The sequence below is a fragment of the Methylobacterium guangdongense genome (assembly GCF_038442355.1).
GTDB classification, from domain to species: domain Bacteria; phylum Pseudomonadota; class Alphaproteobacteria; order Rhizobiales; family Beijerinckiaceae; genus Methylobacterium; species Methylobacterium guangdongense.
In genome coordinates this window covers 408,172-425,574 of the sequence record NZ_JBBXMX010000001.1, presented here as the reverse complement: position 1 = coordinate 425,574, position 17,403 = coordinate 408,172, and the positions used below count along the sequence as shown (strand labels likewise).

Sequence of the window (17,403 nt, the reverse complement as noted above, 5' to 3'; positions counted from 1 at the left end):
AGCGTCCGCTACCACGTCGTCGGCTTCGGATTGCGCTCGTCAAAACCCTTCTGGTGCCAGTAGGGATAGATCGGGGTCTCGTGGCTTGCCGCGTCGAGGCGCGCGACCTGCTCGGGCGCCAGCGTCCACCCCAGGGCGCCGAGGTTCTGCTTCAGCTGCGCCTCCGTGCGTGCGCCGACCACGATGTTGCAGACGGTCGGCCGAGTCAGCAGCCAGTTGAGCGCCACCTGTGCCACGGTCTTGCCGGTCTCGGCCGCCACGGCGTCGAGCGCATCCACGACGCCGAAGAGATAGTCATCGGAGACCGGCGGCCCGCCCTCGGCACCGCCCGCCGCGATGCGGCCGCTCTGGTTGGCTTGGCCCCGTCGGATCTTGCCGGTGAGGCGGCCCCATCCGAGCGGGCTCCACACCATCAGGCCGACGCCCTGGTCGATCCCGAGGGGCATCAGCTCCCACTCGTAGTGCCGGCCGATCAGGGAATAGTAGCCCTGGTAGGCGACGTAGCGGGCCAGCCCGTAGCGCTCCGAAGTGGCGAGCGCCTTCATGAGCTGCCAGCCCGAGAAGTTCGAGGCGCCGATATAGCCGATCTTGCCCGAGCGGGTGAGATCGTCGAGGGCCCGCAGCGTCTCTTCGACGGGTGTGAGCGCGTCGAAGCCGTGCATGAAGTAGACGTCGATGTGGTCGGTGCCGAGGCGCTTCAGGCTGGCCTCGCAGGCGCGGATCAGGTGATAGCGCGAGGACCCGACCTGATTGGGCGCGTCGTCGAAGCGGAACGTCGCCTTGGTGGAGATCAGCGCGCGGTCGCGCTTCCCCTTCAGGGCCTGCCCCAGGATCTCCTCCGAGGCCCCCGCCGAATAGATGTCCGCCGTGTCGAAGAAGTTGACGTCGGAATCGAGGCACAGATCGACCATGCGGGTCGCCTCGGCGACGTCCGTCTGCCCCCAGCGCTGGAAGAATTCGTTCGTGCCCCCGAACGTACCGGTGCCGAAGCTCAGCGCCGGCACGGTGAGGCCCGAGCGTCCGAATTGCCTGTAGTCCATGACATCCCCTGTACGATCGCACGATGCGCGGTGCGCCCGACCGTCCAACACGCAAGCCCAGGTCAGCTTTCCCCGCCATCGGAGATCGGCCCGGCGGTCAGGTCGCGCGGGCCTCGGCTGAGTCCAGAAAGGCCCGCACGGTGTCGCGGAGGAAGTCCGCATCGGCCGGATTGCTCGACGGGTTGCCGGCCCGATGGCCCCAGATGCTCGGAATCGGGCGCAGGACGGCGTCGCGCAGGTGCGGCAGCTCGGCGGCGTTGTCGGCGACGCGGAAGTAGAGATCGGTCTCGCCCGGCATCAGCAGCAGCCGGGCCGTGATCGCGTTGAGCGCCCGGGTGAGATCGCCGCCGTAGCGCGGGTCGCGGCTGATGTCGCCCGCCTCCCAGGTGCAGAGCTGCGCGTAGAGATCGGCCGCGGGGCGGCGGGCGAAGCGCTCCTCCCAGTCGGTGCGCAGGAAGCTGTCGAGGTCCGGGGCGCCGAGCGCGGTGCGGTGGAGGTCCGCCCGGTAGAAGTCCTGGCTGAGCGCCCAGCCCGCATAGATGCGTCCGAAGGCCCGGAGGGCGGCGGACGGCTCGGCCGAGAAGCGACCCCCACCGCGATGCTCGGGCGCTGCCTCCAGCACCGCCATGAGGCCCTTCAGGAACACGCGGTTGTGGGTGGCGGTCCGGGCGCTGCCGCAGTTGATCACCGCGCGGGCCACTTGGCCGGGGAACAGGGCCGCCCAGTGATAGGCCTGCTGTGCGCCCATCGACCAGCCGTAGACGGCGTGCAGGCGCTCGATCCCCCACAGCTCGGCGAGCAGGCGGCGCTGCGCGTGGACGTTATCCCAGGCGGTGACGAGGCCGGGCCAGCCCGGCGTATTCGACGGGCTCGACGACAATCCGTTGCCGAACATGTCGGGGATGACGATGAACCAGCGGCCGGGATCCAGCACCCCGTCGGGGCCGATCAGCCATGCGAGGTCCGGATGCTGGGCCCCGTAGCTCGTCGGATACAGCACCACATTGTCGCGCCCCGGCGACAGGCTTCCGTGCGTCTTCCAGCGCAGCTGCGCCCCCGGCAGCACCGCACCCGATTGGAGCGGCAGGTCGCCGAGGTCGAAGGTTCCGGTCGTCGTCGCCCAGTCGCTCACGGGCGCAATGTCCGCACGAAGCCCACATGCCAGCGGGCGTAGCCCCGCTGCAGCACGCCGAGCCGCGCGCGCATCGCAGTGTGGGCGTCCGGAAGGCGGTGGAACGGGATCGACGGGTAGAGGTGATGCTCGGTGTGGAAGGGCATGTTCCACATGAGGAGCCGCATGAGCCCGTTGGTCAAGGTCGTGCGCGTGTTGGTCAGGCCGTTGCCGTCCATCGTGCAGAGCGTGTGCTCGGTGAGCAGGTAGAGTCGCAGGAACGGTTGCCCGAGGAGCTGCGGCCCGATCCAGAAGACCAGGGGCGCCCACCAGCCGACCAGAACCACGGCGAGGGCCGTGCCGACGAGCAGGACCGCGCACATCGCCCGGATCGAGCGGATGATGCGGGGCGCGGCGCGATCGGTGATGAACGGGTAGGCCGAGAGATCGCCACGGAGGCCCGCCCAGGCCACCTGCAGTCGGGTGCGCCAATAGGGCAGGGCCAGGATGCGCCAGACATAGGCGTCCAGGGTCGAGGGCGGCGGCAGCGCGAGTTCCGGATCCCGCTCGGGGTCCTGGGTGTGACGGTGATGGGCGAGGTGGAACGCCGTGTAGAAGTGCCAGTTCAGCAGTGACGGGCAGGCCGCCAGCCAGCCGACGACGGCGTTGGCCCGGCGCGCGCGGAAGGCGGTCAGGTGGACGGTCTCGTGGATGGGCGCGAACAGGGCCGATTGCGCGATGCCCAGCAGCAGCATGGCGGGCAGCAGCGTCCAGGGTCCCGAGCGCCAGACCAGCCAGCCGGATCCGGCCAGCAGCAGGAGATGGAGGCCGAGGCGGACGGCACCGCGTCGGTCCGAGCGCTGCGACAGCGCCTTCACCTCGGAACCTGTGAGAATCCGTCCGCTCGCGGAGGCCATGCGTTTCCCGGACCGTATGAGCGCTTCGAAGGCGCACGGGCTCTGCATCATCCATGCCGAGGCCGCCGAAGATGCGCCGACGCGCGCGCTCGGCTTGGTATCCCGCTTGCCTATGCCGCTCCGGCAAAGGGTGAATGCAAAATGCGACGATCCTGGTTTTCCGGCCTTCTCGTGGCCGCGGCGCTGCTTGCGCCGGTCTCCGGCCGCGCGGAAACGACCGTGAAGGCGGTGCTGGAGGCCGAGATCGTCACCCTCGATCCCTACTTCACCACGGCCTACATCACGCGGACCTTCGGCTACATGGTGTACGACACGCTGTTCGCGCCGGACGCGGCGGGCGTGTTCCGGCCGCAGATGGTCGACACATGGTCGGTGTCGGATGACCGGCTGACGTGGCGCTTCACCCTGCGCGACGGGCTGCGCTTCCACGACGGCGCGCCGGTCCGGGCCGCCGATTGCGTCGCCTCGCTGAAGCGGTGGGCGGCGCGCAGCGCGCTGGGCGGCCGGCTCATGGACGTCACCGCCGCCCTGGAGCCCGCGGACGACCGGACCGTCGTGCTGACGCTGCGGGAGCCCTACGGCCTCGTCCTCGACACGCTCGGCACCACGTCGAGCCCCACACCGTTCATCATGCCGGCCCGCCTCGCCGCCACACCCCCCACGACGCAGCTCACGGAGGTCGTGGGATCCGGTCCGTTCGTCTACGACCGCGCCGCCCACATCCCCGGCGACCACATGCTGCTGCGCCGGAACCCCGACTATCGGCCGCGTCCCGAGCCGGCGGACTTCCTGGCCGGCGGCAAGGTCGTGAAGGTCGACGCCCTCGACATCCGCGTCATCCCCGACGGGGCCACGGCGACGAGCGCCCTCGGGGCGGGCGAGATCGACTACATGCAGTACGCGCCCTTCGACCTGATCGGTCAGATCGAGGCCAACCCGAGCTTGGCGGTGATGAACTTCACCGGCCCGCACAGGTTCACGGGCCACTATCGCATCAACACGGCGTCCAAGCCCTTCGACGACCCGGCGATCCGGCGCGTGCTGCTGCGCCTCGTCGATCAGCGCGAGGTTCTGGACGGGTTCGGCCTCGATCCGCGCTTCTCGCAGACCTGCGACGCCTTCTTCATCTGCGGCTCGCCCTACGAGACGCATGTCGGGACGGAGCTCCTGCACGACCCCTCGGTGGCGGCGGCCCGGGCTGCCCTGAAGGCGACCGCCTACAAGGGCGAGCCGGTGATCGTGATGGTGGCCAACGATCTCGAGGCGGCGCGCGTGTCCTCGACCATCCTGGCCGACCGGCTGAAGCAGGCCGGCTTCACCGTCGACCTGCAGGTCATGGATTGGGCAGCCCTCCTCGCCCGGCGCACCAAGAAGGCCGGCTGGAGCCTCTTCGGCATCCACGCGCTCGGCCTCGATCTCAGCTCGCCGCTGACGAATTCCGCGATCAACTTCAACTGCCAGGACGCGGCGAGTTCCGGCTTCATGTGCGAACCGCGCATGGTCACCCTGTTCGACCGCTTCGCACGCGAGCCGGATCTGGACAGACGGCGCGCCCTCGCGGGCGAGATCCAGACCATCGTCTACGGCGAGGGGCTGGTCGTCCCGTTCGGCCAGTTCGCGCAGCCCGCAGCCTATCGAACGTCGCTCACCGGGCTGATCCCCTCCGCCATCCCGCTCTTCTGGAACGTCGCCAAGCCATGAGCGCAGCCCCGTACGATGTCATCGTGGTCGGCGCCGGCTCGGCCGGGGCGGCTCTGGCGGCCCGCCTCTCGGAGGATCCGCACCGCCGGGTGCTCCTGCTGGAAGCCGGGCGCGACTGGCGCTCCGCCGATGCGCCGCCGGCGCTGCGCTCGGCCAACATCATCCCGTTCATGTATGACCCGGCCCATCAGGCGGACTGGCAGTGGCCGGGGCTGATGAGCCGGCGGACCCGCGTGCAGGAACCCCGCTTCTACTGGCGCGGTCGCGCGCTCGGCGGCAGTTCGACGGTCAACGCGCAGATCGCGATCCGCGGCGTGCCCGCGGCCTTCGACGCCTGGGCAGCGCAGGGCTGCACCGGCTGGTCGGCCGCGGATGTGATGCCCCTGTTCGACCGGATCGAGGACGATACCGAGTTCGGCACGGAGGATGGCCGCCGGCGCGGCGGTCCGCTCCCGGTCTACCGCGCCAAGCCGGAGGCCTGGGGCGCGGTGGATCTTGGGCTTCGCGCGGCAGCCCTGGCGTCCGGCCATCCCTGGAAGGCGGACCTCAACGCGCCGACGGGCGAGGGCGTCTCGTGCAACCCGATCAACAGCCGCGACGGTCACCGGGTCACCACCAATGACGGCTACCTAGAGCCGGCACGCAACCGGCCGAATCTCGAGATCCGCTGCGAGGCGCTGGTCGACCGCGTCCTGTTCGAGGGCCGCCGGGCGACCGGCCTGCGCGTGCGCTTCGGCGCGGGGCCCTGGACCGAGATTCGGGGCCGCGAGATCGTGCTGTGTGCCGGCGCCGTTCATAGCCCGGCCATCCTGATGCGCTCCGGGATCGGACCGGCCGAGCCGCTTCAGGCCCTCGGCATCCCCGTCGGCCAAGCGCACGAGGCGGTCGGCCGCAACTTCATGGACCATCCGATTCTGCGGGCGACCCTCGATCTGAAGCCGGAACGCCGGGCCCTCGGCCCGGATGCGCGCCACACCAATTGCTGCGTCACCTATTCGAGCGGCCTCGCGGGCGGCGGGGAGCGCGACATGATTTTCGTCGCCTACAATCACCGGACTTTGACCGGCCCGGAGCCGACGCCGCAGGGCGCGATCGGCGTCGGCCTCTACGACGCGTTCTCGCGCGGGACGCTGCACCTCACCGCGGCCGATCCGGAGGCCAACCCGGTCATCGACGAGAACATGCTCGACGACCCGCGCGATCGCCTGCGGATGCGCGACGCTGTGCGCCGTCTCGCGCGCCTGTCGGAGCACCCGGCCCTGGCCGATCTCGCGACGGCGATCCGGTTCGGCGAGAGCCCGCTCCCGATCGGCGACGCCGCGCGCCTCCCGGATGACGAACTCGACGCCCTGATGCTCGCCGAGGCCGGGGACATCCAGCACGCGGCCGGCACATGCCGCATGACCGGCTGGCAGGACGCCTCCGGTGTCGTCGATCCCGATCTCAAGGTCCGGGGTTTGGACGGGCTGCGGGTGTGCGACGCCTCCATCATGCCGAGCGATTGCCGGGCCAACCTGCACTTCACCTGCGTGATGATCGGCGAGAATCTGGCCCGGCGGATGCGTGAGGCGCGGACGTGATCGTGTCAAACGCGTATCGGCGAGGCCTCACAGCCGTGCCTCCGCCGCACGCACGGGACACGACAGCGCCCGATTACCCCCAGCCCTCCGCCTCAGCGACGAGGTCCTGCGCATCCATACGACGCTCGGGCACGCGGACCGCCGGGCGCGCATCCTGGCGCTGCTGGCGAGCGTCCACCTCTCGGACCCGGCCCGGCTGCTGCGCTCCTACCCGCCCCAGCTCTCGGGCGGCCAGCGCCAGCGGGCGATGATCGCCATGGCGCTGGCGCTGAACCCGCGGCTGCTCATCGCCGACGAACCGACCACGGCGCTCGACGTCACCATCCAGGCGCAGATCCTCCAGCTGATCCGCGAGCTGCAGCGCGAGCACAGCACGAGCGTCCTGTCCGTCATGCACGATTTCGGCGTGGTGGCCGGCATCGCCGACCCGGTGGCCGTCCTGCAGAAGGGCGTCCCGGTGGAGCAGGGGCCGGCGGCCTCGGTGCTGGGCGCCCCGCCGAAGCACCCCTACACCCAGACGCTGTTCGCCGCCGTACCCGGCGCCCACTGGCAGGAACCGATCCCCGCATGACGCCTGAACAACCCCTCTCGACGGACCCGTTTCTGCCCGGGCCGCGCGTGCGCGTCGCCGGATCCGCGACGGGGCCGCTCGCCGGCCTCGCCTTCGCCGTCAAGGACCTGATCGACGTCGCCGACGTCCCCACGGGCGGCGGCAACCCGGACTGGCCGCGGGTCTACCCGACGCCGACCCGCCATGCCGGCGTGGTGCAGAGGCTGCTCGATGCGGGCGCTTCGGTGGTCGGCAAGACCGTGACCGACGAGGTCTCCCTGGGGATCCTCGGCGAGAACGCCCACGACGGCACGCCGCTCAATCCCGCGGCGCCCGATCGGGTGCCCGGCGGCTCGTCCAGCGGCTCGGCCTCCGCGGTGGCCGCGGGCGCCTGCGATTTCGCGCTGGGCACGGACACCGGCGGCTCGGTGCGCGTGCCGGCGAGCTTCTGTGGGCTTTACGGTATCCGGCCGACGCACGGCCGCATCGACTTCACCGGGATCTGCGTCCAGGCGCCGAGTTCCGATACCTGCGGCTGGTTCGCCCGGGATGCACGCACCTTCGCTCGGGTCGGCGAAGTCCTGTTCGGCCAGGCAATGCCGGACCGCCCGCCCCACACGCTGCTCGTGGCCGCCGACGCGCTCGGCTTCGCGGACGCCGCCGTGCAGGAGGCACTGGCCCCGCAGATCGACCGCCTCGCCGCCCTGATCGGCAATCGGCGCGACGTGACCCTGGCGCCGCAGGGCCTGTCCGTGTGGCAGCGGGCGCAGCGCGTCCTGCAGAGCAGCGAGGCGTGGCAGACCTTCGAACCCTGGCTCGATGCCTGCAATCCGCGCATGGCCTTCTCGGTCGCCCGGTCGCTGATCCAGGGCTCGATGATGACCGATGCCGAGCGCAGCGCCGCCAGTCTGATGCGGATCGAGGCGCGGGCCCGCCTCGCCCGGCTCCTGCCCCCCGGCACGATCCTGTGCCTCCCAACCACCCCGTTCCCGGCACCCCCGCGCGGGCTGCCGCTCGGCGCGCTGCATCCTGTACGCGAGCGCATCGCCTGCCTGACGAGCCACGGCGGCCTCACCGGCGTCCCGCAGGTCAATCTGCCGGGCGCCCACGTCGATGGCGCACCGGTCGGCCTGTCGATCATCGGTGCGCGTGAAACCGACCTCGACCTGATCCGCACCGCGGTCGCCCTAGAGGGCTGAATGGACGTGACCCTGAACCGCCCCGAGGTCGTGGCCGAGATCGCGGCCCTGTTCGAGCGCTACGAGCAGGCGCTCGTCGAGAAGGATGTCGCCGTCCTCGACGCGACCTTCTGGGACAGTCCGCACACGATCCGCTACGCCCTCACCGAGAACTGCTACGGTTTCGCCGAGGTGCATGCCGCCCGGGTCGCGGCCGATCCGCCGCCGGGCGGGACCAAGGAGGCGCGGATCCGGCTGGAGATCCTCACGATCGGGCGCGATTTCGCCACCGTGAATCTGGAGTTCAAGCCGCGCGGCAAGCCCGGCATCGGGCGTCAGAGCCAGACCTGGATGCGCTTGCCGGAGGTCGGATGGAAGGTGGTGTCCGCCCACGTGTCGCTCATGCCGCCGGTGACATGACGCACAACTAGAGGGGGCAGGGGATCGGGCCCCACCGGGGTCGACCGATCCCGCGGCCCGTCTCCGCCGCCGGCCAGCCGATGACCGCCTTCGACGCCCGACCTGCGATCGCCCCGATCTTCGAGCCGGCCGCGTAGGCGACGTGCAGCCCGGCGCCGCCCGCGCCTTCCCCGAAGCGGATCGCGGACGGAAAGCCGCCGGTCCCGACGCGCTGGCGCCATCCTTGCCTCGGGCGACGTGTTGCCGAGCAGGAGCCCGATGCCATGGCTATCACCGATCATGCCCTCGCCTGGACGCAGCTGTTCGGCGAGCTCGACCGGAGCGGCTTGGCGCTGCATCTGCAGATCCGTCGGGCGATCGTGACGGCCATCGAACGGGGGCTGTTCACCGCGGAGGCTCGGCTGCCGTCGACGCGCCAGCTGGCGGCCCTGCTGGGCGTCGCCCGCAACACCGTGGTGAACGCGTACCAGCAGCTCATCGACGAGGGGTTTCTGGTCGCTCACGAGCGCAGCGGGATCTTCCTGGCGCCGGATCTGGCCGTCTCCGAGACACGCGGACCGACCCCGGGACGATCCATCGCGTGGTCGCGGCGCTTCGCGGTCCGGCCCGCGCAGCTGCGGCAGATCACCAAGCCCCGGGACTGGCTCGACTACCCGTATCCCTTCCTGTTCGGCCAGTTCGATCCGTCCCTGTTCCCGGCCAACGATTGGCGCGAGAGCGTGCGGGCAGCCTCCGGCGTATCCGAGATCAACGCCTGGGCGGGCGACCTGATCGACGAGGACGATGCCGATCTCGTGGAGCAGCTTCGCCTGCAGGTGCTGCCGCGGCGGGGCATCTTCGCGAGCGCCGACGAGGTGATGGTCACCATCGGCTCGCAGCAGGCCCTCTCGCTCCTGATCCAGCTGCTGGTCGGCCGCGACACGCCGGCGGGCGTCGAGGACCCGAGCTATCCCGACACCCGCAACATGCTGACCCTCGCCACCGCCGACCTCGCGACGCTGGCCATCGACCGGCACGGGGTCGTGCCAGACGCCGCCTTCGCCAGCCGGGACGTCGCGTTCGTCACTGTGGGTCATCAGTGCCCGAACACCGCGGTGATGCCGCTGGAGCGACGCCGCGCCCTCCTCGAAGCTGCGCGGCGCCACGACGTCGTCCTGGTCGAGGACGATTACGAGGCCGACCTCGCCCTGGCGGACGAGATCCCATCCCTCAAGAGTCTCGATACCGACGGCCGCGTGATCTATGTCGGCAGCTTCTCGAAGGTGCTCGCTCCGGGCCTGCGCGTCGGTTACGTCGTGGCGCCCCGGGCCGTGATCGCGGAACTGCGCGTGCTGCGGCGGCTGATGCTGCGCCACCCGCCCTCGAACAATCAGCGCGCCACCGCGATGTTCGTGGCCCTCGGGCATTACCGCACGCATCTGCGCCGGACCGCCGGCGTGTTGGAGGAACGCGCCGTCCGGATTGCGAGCCTGCTGCCCCGCCTCCTGCCGGCGTTCCGCTGGCGGCGTGATCCGGGGGCCACGAGCTTCTGGGTCGAGGGACCCGCGGGCCTCGATGCCCGGGACCTCAGCGTGCGCGCCCGCGCACGCGGCGTCCTGATCGAGCCGGGCGACATCTTCTACGCCGACCCGGAGGCCGGCCGGGCCTGCTTCCGCCTGGGCTTCGCCTCGATCCGCACCGACCGGATCGAGGCGGGCCTGACCCGCCTCGCGGACCTCGTGACGCCGGCCGGCATCCCCGCGTCACAGGGGATGCCCGAGCAGGTCTGAGACCGCCTGCACCACGCTGGTGACGGCGACGGCGCAGAGCAGCAGGATCGACAGGCTTCGATGCTCCCGTCCGGCGCCGCGCTGGAGGAGCGCCTCGCCGAGGCGGCTGCCGGCGACGATGAGCGGGAAGCCGATCGCCACCGGAATCGCCAGGAAGGCCCCGAGAAGCCCGGCGGTCGCGAGGCTGACGGCGCTGGCGATCGACGTGGCCAGGAAGAACACCAGCAGCGAGGCGCGCCCCTGCTGCGGCGAGAGCGGCGTCGCGAGGTAGTAGGCGACCACGGGCGGACCCGGCATCGCCGCGAGCCCGTTGCACAGGCCGGCCGCCAGCCCGACCGCCAGGGTCGCCCCCCCGCGCGGCAGCCCGGCGAAGCGGAAGCCGCGCAGGAGCGCGACGGTCCCGCAGCCGCAGACCAGCGCGATCCCGAGCCGGGCGGCGTCCGGGCTCGCCGCAGCCAGCGCGGCGACGCCGAGCGGCGATCCGACCACCGTGCCGGCGACGAGCCAGCGGAGCGAGGGCCAGTGGCAGGTACGGCGCGCCCGCGGCAGGTCGGACAGGCTCGCACAGAACTGAAGGGCGACGGCGAGCGGGACGCACTGGCTCGGCGGGAGCGAGAAGCCGAGCAGCGGCACGGCCGCCAGGGCGAAGCCGAAGCCCGTGAAGCCGCGGATCAGCGCCGCGGCGAAGATCGCGGCCGCGATCGCGATCAGGGATGCCGGTTCCGGCATCGGAACGACGGGAGCCACCGCCCTAACGCATGTCGACCACGATGGTCTTCTTGCGGGTGAAGTGCTCCAGCATCGATTCCAGGGACGCTTCCTTGCCGAGGCCCGACTTCTTGAACCCGCCGTAGCTGAGGTTGGTCTGGATCGTCAGGTTCTGGTTGACCTGGACATAGCCGGCATCCAGCGCGTGCGACACCTGCAGCGCCCGGCGCAGGTCCCGGGTCCACACCGTCGCGGCGAGGCCGAACGCGCCGGCATTCGCCGCCTCCAGAACGGCTTCCTCGTCGGAGAACGGCACGATGCAGGCGACCGGACCGAAGATCTCGTCGCGCATGAGCGGGCTGTCCTCGGTCAGACCGGTGAACAGGACCGGCTCGACGAACAGGCCCCCGGCGAGGTCCGGCGCCGCCGGCAGGGTCCCGCAGCGCACCGCCCGTGCGCCGGGCGTCGCCTCGCCCTGAGCGATGTAGCCCATGATCCTGGCGTGCTGCCGGGCGTTGATCACGGTGCCGATGTCGGTGGCATCGTCCAGGGGATCGCCCATCCGGAGGTTCGAGACGGCGGCGGCGAGACGCTCCACGAATGCGTCGTGCATCTCGGCGGCGACGTAGATCCGGCTCGAGGCGGTGCAGCTCTGGCCCTGGCGGGTGAAGCGCATGCCGGCCACCGCGCCCGCGACGGCCCGGTCGAGGTCGGCGTCCGCAAAGACCAGCATCGGGCTCTTGCCGCCGAGCTCCAGGCTCACCGGGATCAGCTTGTCGGCGGCGTCGCGGTAGATCGCCTCGCCCACCGCCTGCGAGCCCGTGAAGGTCACCTTGGCGACGTCGGGGTGGCGGACCAGCGGCGCCCCGCAGGCGGGACCGGTGCCGCAGATCACATTGAGGACGCCGGGCGGCAGGAGATCGGCCAGGAGCCGCGCCGCCTCGATCGTCGCGAAGGGGGCCTCCTCGGAGGCCTTCACCACCACGGTGTTGCCGGCGACCAGAGCCGGGCCGATCTTGAGCGCCATCAGCACGAGGGGCACGTTCCAGGGCAGGATCGCCGCCACCACGCCCAGGGGCTCGCGGGTGGTCAGCGCGAGCATGTCCGGGTTGAATGGCAGCGTCTCGCCCTTCAACTCGGTGGCGAGGCCGCCGAACATCGCGAGGATGTCGGCCGCGGTGGCGATCTCGGGGCGGCACTCGGTGCGGATCGCCTTCCCGGTCTCGGCGGCGAGGAGCGGGGCGAGGTCCGGGGACGCCGCCGCGATCCGGCGCCCGCCCTCGGCCACCAGCCGCCCGCGCTCCCGGGCCGGCACCCGTGCCCAGGCCCGGCCGGCGGCGCGGGCGGCCGCGACCGCGGCCTCGACATCCGCCGGGCCGGATGCCGGCGCCGGGGCCAGGGCGTGCCCGGTGGCGGGGTCGTGGACGGTCAGGCAATCGCCGCTCACCGGGCCGACCAGCGCGTTCCCGATCAGGTGGCGGCCGGCGAGGGCGGCGAGGCGATCGCGTACGCCCCCGGGGAAGCGCGCCTGACCGCGCGTCGGGCTCTCGGGGTCGTTCGACATGGGCAAGTCACTCGCGGTTCGGCTCGGGGCGTCCCGCCGTCGATAGGGGCGCCTCCGCCGCCGCGACAGGTCCAGCCGGCGGCGCCCGAGGGGGCCAGGGCGGACCGAAGATCCCCTCAGGCCTTTCCCTTCCAGGGCACCAGCACGCGTTCGAGCTGGCGCAGGCCGATTTCGAACAGGGTGGCGAACAGGCCGATCAGCAGGATCCCCATCACCACCACGTCGGTGCGCAGGAAGTTGGAGGCGTTGAGGACGAGCTGGCCGAGCCCGGCCTGGGCCGCCACCATCTCGGCGGCGACCAGGGTCGTCCAGCCGACCCCCATGCCGATCCGCAGGCCGATCAGGATCTCCGGCAGCGCCGCCGGGAGCACCACGTAGCGCAGGACCTGCGCGCGGCTCGCCCCGAGGGCGCGGGCCGCGTTGATCTGGTCGGCGGAGGCCGAGAGCACGCCGGAGCGCGTCGCCAGCGCCACCGGGGCGAAGCAGGCGAGGACGATCAGCAGAACCTTCGACACTTCGCCGATCCCGAACCAGATGATCATGAGCGGCAGGTAGGCGAGCGGGGGCAGCGGCCGGTAGAATTCGATCAGCGGATCGAGGATGCCCCGGGCGATCCGGCTCGTCCCCATGGCCAGCCCGGCCGGGATGCCGAGCAGGGTGGCGAGCCCGAAGGCCCCGAGGACGCGCATCAGGCTGTCGCGGACATGGATGCCGAGGGGGGCGCCGTCGAGGTCCCCGTTCCAGGCCTGGCCGAGGGCCGACAGGATTGCCTCCGGCGGCGGCAGGAACAGCGGCTTGATCCAGCCGATATGGGTCGCGACCGCCCAGAGGCCGAGGCAGGCCAGCACGGTGGCGGTGCTCACGATCGGGACCAGCGCGGCGGTGCGGCGGGCCGGTCGCTTGGGACGGACCCTTTGCGGTTCGGACACGGCCGTCGCGTCGAGGGGCAGGCCGCTCATCGGGCGCCCCCGAGCGCCGGATCGGTCCGGTGATGGATGCGCGCGAGCACGCGCTCTCGCACGGCGATGAAGTCGGGATCCGACTTGACCGCCCGGGCCTCCCGCCCGGCCACGACCGCGCGCGAGAACGGCAGGTCGATCGTCTCGATGATGCGGCCCGGCCGCGGGCTCATGATCAGGAGCTTCGTGGCCAGGAACACCGCCTCCTCGACGTCGTGGGTGATGAATAAGGCCATCTTGCCGGTCCGGTGCCAGATCCGGAGGATCAGCTCCTGGACCTGCTCGCGCGTGAACGCATCGAGGGCGCCCAGCGGCTCGTCCATCAGCAGGGCGCGCGGATCGGCGGCGAGCGCCCGGGCGATGCCGACCCGCTGCTGCATGCCGCCGGAGAGCTCGTAGACCTTCCGGTCGGCGAACTCGGCCAGCCCGACGAGGTCGAGCATCGCGCCGGCGATCCGGCGCCGCTCCGGGCGCGCGACGCCGCGCAGCTTGGGGCCGAACGCCACGTTCTCGGCCACGCTCAGCCAGGGCATCAGGGCGTGGCGCTGGAACACGACGCCCCGGTCGGCCCCCGGCCCCCGGATCGGCACGCCGTCGAGGAGGATGCTGCCCTCGGTCGGTTCGAGGAAGCCCGCGATCGCCGAGAGCAGGGTGGTCTTGCCGCAGCCCGAGGCGCCGAGGGCGACCACGAACTCCCCGGGCCGGATCGTCAGGTTCACCTGCGAGAGGGCGACGATGCCGGCCTCGCCTTCTCCGTAATGGACGCTGACGTTGCGGATCTCGATCATGCCGCCCTCCGAAGCCGCCGGCTACTTCCGGGCCGCGGCGACGTAGTCCCCGGTGACGAACCAGCCGTAATCCGGCGCCAGGGCCTGGACGCGGCCCTGGGCCTTCAGGAACTCGGCGGTCTCGGTCAGGGCCTTGGCGGCTCCGCCGCCGAGCCAGGCCGGGGAGGCCTGCGCGTCGAGGGTCGGGAAGCGGTAGCTCGCGAGGCTCGCCGGCACCTCCGCGGGATCGGCGCCGGTGATCTTGGCGACCGCCTTCACCTCGGGCGCGTCGGCGGCCCAGGGCTTGGCCGCGTAGGCGGCGTCCTCGGCGGCGATCAGCTTGACCAGCGTGACCAGGAAGTCCCGGTTCTGCGCCGCCCAGGCCCGGTCGACCACGAGGCCGTCGAAGGTCGCCTTGCCCTTGCGGGCGATGTCGCCCGCCGAGAGCACCACCGTGCCGGACTTCTTCACCCGGGCGAGGACCGGATCCCAGATGAAGGTCGCGTCGATGTCGCCGCGCTCCCAGGCGGCGGCGATCTCAGGGGGACGCATGTTGAGGATCGTCACGTCCTTCTGCCCGAGCCCGGCCTCCGCCAGGGCGGCGATCAGCTGGTAGTGGGAGGTCGAGACGAACGGCACCGCGACGGTCTTGCCGCGCAGGTCGGCCACGCTCCTGATACCGGTGCCGTTGCGCGCCACGAGTTGCTCGGCATCGGCGATCTCGTCGAGGATCCAGAACAGCTCGATGTCGAGCCCCTGCGAGGCCGCCGCCGCGATCGGGCTCGACCCCGCCTCGCCGATCTGGACGTTGCCCGACGCCATGGCGCGGATCACGTCGCCGCCGCCGCCGAACTTGCGCCAGGTCACCGTGTAGCCGGTGGCCTTCTCGATCGCCCCCGAGGCCATCAGGGCCCGGAACGGCACCACCATGTCCTGGTGGGCGAAGGTGACCGACTTCTCGGCGGCCCGGGCGGCGCCGGGGGCCAGGAGGCCCAGAACCATGGGCGTCAGGGCGATCAGTAGCGCGCGCACCACGAAGCGGCGCGAATTCGATCGCGGTCTTACGCTGTCCATGTCCACACTCCCCCCTCTGGCAAACCGGATCGATGCGGCTCGGCGCGTCAGCGCCAGGGTCCGACAAGGCAAGCCCCGTGCACAAGGGGCCAGACGCCGGCCGAATCGTCTCCGTCTGGCTCCTCTGCCCCCGGATTCGACCGCCAACTGGACGCGTCTTTGGCCTCGCTCTGGATCTCGTCCGCCGGCCGGCGGCGGCGCTAGGTCGTCGCGAGCGACGGGCGCCTGCCGGTGCGCCAGGGGAGCACAGGTCCATGAACGAAGCGACGACCGAAGCGGAGCGCCACGCCCTATTGGAGCGCCTATTCGCGGCCTTCAACCGCCACGATGCCGACGGCGTGATGGCCTGCTTCACCCCCGGTATCGTGTTCGACACCGCCGCCGGCCCCGAGGCGCACGGCCGGCGCCTGACCGGACAGGAATCCGTGCGGGCGGCCTTCGTGGCGGTCTGGACCGACATGCCGGATGTGGCCTGGACGGTGTCGCGCCACACGCTGGCGGGGGAGCGGGCCACGTCGGAATGGCTGTTCACCGGCACCCGGGCCGATGGCGGCCGGGTCGCCGTGGAGGGGGTCGACCTGTTCGTGTTCGACGGTCCGCTGATCGCCCGCAAGAGTGCCTTCCGCAAGGACCGCCCGGTCCAGGCGGCCTGAGGGAGGCGGAGCGTGAGCCTGACCCCCGATCCCGTCCCGCGCCCGACCGGCGCGCCCTACGATCCGACCTACGACCCGCTGACCGACGCCACCCCGGGGACGGACCGCGCCTATGCGCCGACCTACTGGGTCGCCACCGCCGGCCCGCCGCCGGCGGATGACGGCCCGATCACGGGGGATGTCGACGCGGACGTGGTGATCGTCGGCTCCGGCTTCACCGGCCTGTCCTGCGCCCTCAGCCTCGCCCGCGATCACGGCATCAAGGCCACCGTGCTGGAGGCCAACCGGGTCGCCTGGGGCTGCAGCACCCGCAACGGCGGCCAGGGCCAGAACGCCTCGGGCCGGCTCAGCCGCTCGCAATGGATCGCCCGCTACGGCCGCGAGACCGCACTCCGGCTCCACGCCGAGATCCTGGAGGGCTTCGACTACTTCGCCGGACTCGTGCGCGAGTTCGACCCCGATCCGCAGCCCGGCGGCCACATCTACGTCGCCCATCGGCCCCGCACCTTCGCCAAGCTCGCGGTGGAATCCGAGGTCGCCAACACGGTCTTCGGCTACCGCACCCGGATGCTCGGCCGGGACGAGCTGCGGCGCGACTGGATGGACGAGGCCGGCGCGGTCGGCGCGCTCCACGAACCGCTCGGGATCGGCATCCATCCGGCCAAGTTCGCCTTCGGCTACCTCCGGGCCGCGCGGGCGGCCGGGGCCAAGGTTCACCCGGCCAGCCCGGTGCTCGGGATCGACCGCGACGGCGGCGGCTTCCGGGTGCGGACGCCCCACGGGATCGTGCGGGCCCGCGCGGTGGCGATCGCCACGGGGGGCTATACCAGCCAGGGGCTGCACCCGCGCCTGCGCAGCCGGATCATGCCGATCCTGTCGAATTCCCTGGTCACGCGGCCGCTCACCGCCGACGAGATCGCCGCGACGCTGCGCACGACGACCTTCGTCACCGACACGCGCACCCTGCGCTTCTACTATCGCCGGTTGCCCGACGGCCGGGTGCAGATCGGCAGCCGCAGCGCGATCACCGGCGCGGACGCGACCCATCCGCGCCACCTGCGCCTGCTTGTCGATGGCCTGCACCAGAAGTTCCCGGTCCTCGAAGGCATCGCGATCGACTATTCGTGGTGGGGCTGGGTCGATGTCAGCCACGACATGATGCCCCGCATCGTCCAGCCCGAACCGGGCGAGCCCCTGTTCTACGCCCTGGGCTATGGCGGCAACGGCGTCTCGTTCTCGGCCCAGGCCGGCCGCCGGTTGGCCGGGCTGGTGGCCGGGCGCAGGCCCGCGGGCCTGCCGATCTTCGAGGGTGCGCTGCCGGGTCACCCCTTCGCCCCGTTCCGGCGCATCGGGCAGCGGATGCTCTATCGCTGGTACCACCACCGCGACGAGGCGGCCTGAACCGGCGGCGC

At 71.7% G+C, this 17,403-nt stretch carries 15 protein-coding genes and 1 pseudogene; 8 read left to right on the top strand and 8 right to left on the bottom strand.

Annotated elements, in window-relative coordinates:
- Positions 1–8: 8 nt before the first annotated feature.
- The 3 genes from AAHG09_RS02080 to AAHG09_RS02070 form a co-directional block, all read right to left on the bottom strand.
- On the bottom strand, positions 9–1,040 hold the full coding sequence (locus tag AAHG09_RS02080; protein ID WP_342105079.1) for an aldo/keto reductase: 1,032 nt from the start codon (positions 1,038–1,040) through the stop codon (positions 9–11).
- Between the two features lie 97 nt (positions 1,041–1,137).
- On the bottom strand, positions 1,138–2,172 hold the full coding sequence (locus AAHG09_RS02075) for an alpha/beta fold hydrolase (RefSeq protein ID WP_342105078.1): 1,035 nt from the start codon (positions 2,170–2,172) through the stop codon (positions 1,138–1,140).
- Positions 2,169–3,068 (bottom strand): fatty acid desaturase, encoded by a 900-nt coding sequence (locus tag AAHG09_RS02070; protein WP_342105077.1) that lies wholly within the window; start codon positions 3,066–3,068, stop codon positions 2,169–2,171. The genes AAHG09_RS02075 and AAHG09_RS02070 overlap by 4 nt, the downstream gene beginning before the upstream one ends.
- 141 nt (positions 3,069–3,209) lie before the next feature.
- On the opposite strand from AAHG09_RS02070, the gene AAHG09_RS02065 reads away from it, so the two are divergent.
- The 6 genes and pseudogenes from AAHG09_RS02065 (at position 3,210) to AAHG09_RS02040 (ending at position 10,266) form a co-directional block, all read left to right on the top strand.
- Positions 3,210–4,769 (top strand): ABC transporter substrate-binding protein, encoded by a 1,560-nt coding sequence (locus AAHG09_RS02065; RefSeq protein WP_342105075.1) that lies wholly within the window; start codon positions 3,210–3,212, stop codon positions 4,767–4,769.
- Positions 4,766–6,349 carry a GMC family oxidoreductase gene (locus AAHG09_RS02060; protein WP_342105073.1) on the top strand — a complete coding sequence of 528 codons (1,584 nt, stop codon included), beginning with the start codon at positions 4,766–4,768 and terminating at the stop codon, positions 6,347–6,349. Before AAHG09_RS02065 ends, AAHG09_RS02060 begins: the two co-directional genes overlap by 4 nt.
- Positions 6,333–6,887, top strand: a pseudogene (locus tag AAHG09_RS02055) (ATP-binding cassette domain-containing protein); the annotation flags it as partial. The gene AAHG09_RS02060 and the pseudogene AAHG09_RS02055, both read left to right, overlap by 17 nt.
- A 29-nt stretch (positions 6,888–6,916) precedes the next feature.
- Entirely contained in the window at positions 6,917–8,098 is a 1,182-nt protein-coding gene (locus tag AAHG09_RS02050; RefSeq protein ID WP_342105072.1) for an amidase, read from the top strand.
- The gene (hpxZ, locus tag AAHG09_RS02045) at positions 8,099–8,497 is read left to right on the top strand and encodes an oxalurate catabolism protein HpxZ (protein ID WP_342105069.1); all 399 of its coding nucleotides are present in this window, start codon (positions 8,099–8,101) and stop codon (positions 8,495–8,497) included. It abuts the gene before it with no gap.
- Between the two features lie 263 nt (positions 8,498–8,760).
- Positions 8,761–10,266 (top strand): aminotransferase-like domain-containing protein, encoded by a 1,506-nt coding sequence (locus tag AAHG09_RS02040; protein ID WP_342105067.1) that lies wholly within the window; start codon positions 8,761–8,763, stop codon positions 10,264–10,266.
- Here AAHG09_RS02040 and AAHG09_RS02035 read toward each other — a convergent pair.
- The 5 genes from AAHG09_RS02035 to tauA form a co-directional block, all read right to left on the bottom strand.
- The gene (locus tag AAHG09_RS02035; protein ID WP_342105065.1) at positions 10,240–11,013 is read right to left on the bottom strand and encodes a sulfite exporter TauE/SafE family protein; all 774 of its coding nucleotides are present in this window, start codon (positions 11,011–11,013) and stop codon (positions 10,240–10,242) included. The two genes, AAHG09_RS02040 and AAHG09_RS02035, sit on opposite strands and share 27 nt — an antisense overlap.
- A gap of 4 nt (positions 11,014–11,017) precedes the next feature.
- Positions 11,018–12,538 carry an aldehyde dehydrogenase family protein gene (locus tag AAHG09_RS02030; RefSeq protein WP_342105063.1) on the bottom strand — a complete coding sequence of 507 codons (1,521 nt, stop codon included), beginning with the start codon at positions 12,536–12,538 and terminating at the stop codon, positions 11,018–11,020.
- A gap of 116 nt (positions 12,539–12,654) precedes the next feature.
- The gene (locus AAHG09_RS02025; protein ID WP_342105061.1) at positions 12,655–13,497 is read right to left on the bottom strand and encodes an ABC transporter permease subunit; all 843 of its coding nucleotides are present in this window, start codon (positions 13,495–13,497) and stop codon (positions 12,655–12,657) included.
- Entirely contained in the window at positions 13,494–14,285 is a 792-nt protein-coding gene (locus AAHG09_RS02020) for a taurine ABC transporter ATP-binding protein (protein WP_342105059.1), read from the bottom strand. The genes AAHG09_RS02025 and AAHG09_RS02020 overlap by 4 nt, the downstream gene beginning before the upstream one ends.
- A gap of 21 nt (positions 14,286–14,306) precedes the next feature.
- Positions 14,307–15,338, bottom strand: a complete 1,032-nt coding sequence (tauA, locus tag AAHG09_RS02015; RefSeq protein ID WP_342105057.1) for a taurine ABC transporter substrate-binding protein — start codon at positions 15,336–15,338, stop codon at positions 14,307–14,309.
- 254 nt (positions 15,339–15,592) lie between these two features.
- On the opposite strand from tauA, the gene AAHG09_RS02010 reads away from it, so the two are divergent.
- Positions 15,593–15,991 (top strand): nuclear transport factor 2 family protein, encoded by a 399-nt coding sequence (locus AAHG09_RS02010; RefSeq protein ID WP_342105055.1) that lies wholly within the window; start codon positions 15,593–15,595, stop codon positions 15,989–15,991.
- Between the two features lie 12 nt (positions 15,992–16,003).
- Positions 16,004–17,392, top strand: a complete 1,389-nt coding sequence (locus tag AAHG09_RS02005) for an NAD(P)/FAD-dependent oxidoreductase (RefSeq protein ID WP_342105053.1) — start codon at positions 16,004–16,006, stop codon at positions 17,390–17,392.
- The last annotated feature ends 11 nt before the right edge of the window (positions 17,393–17,403 follow it).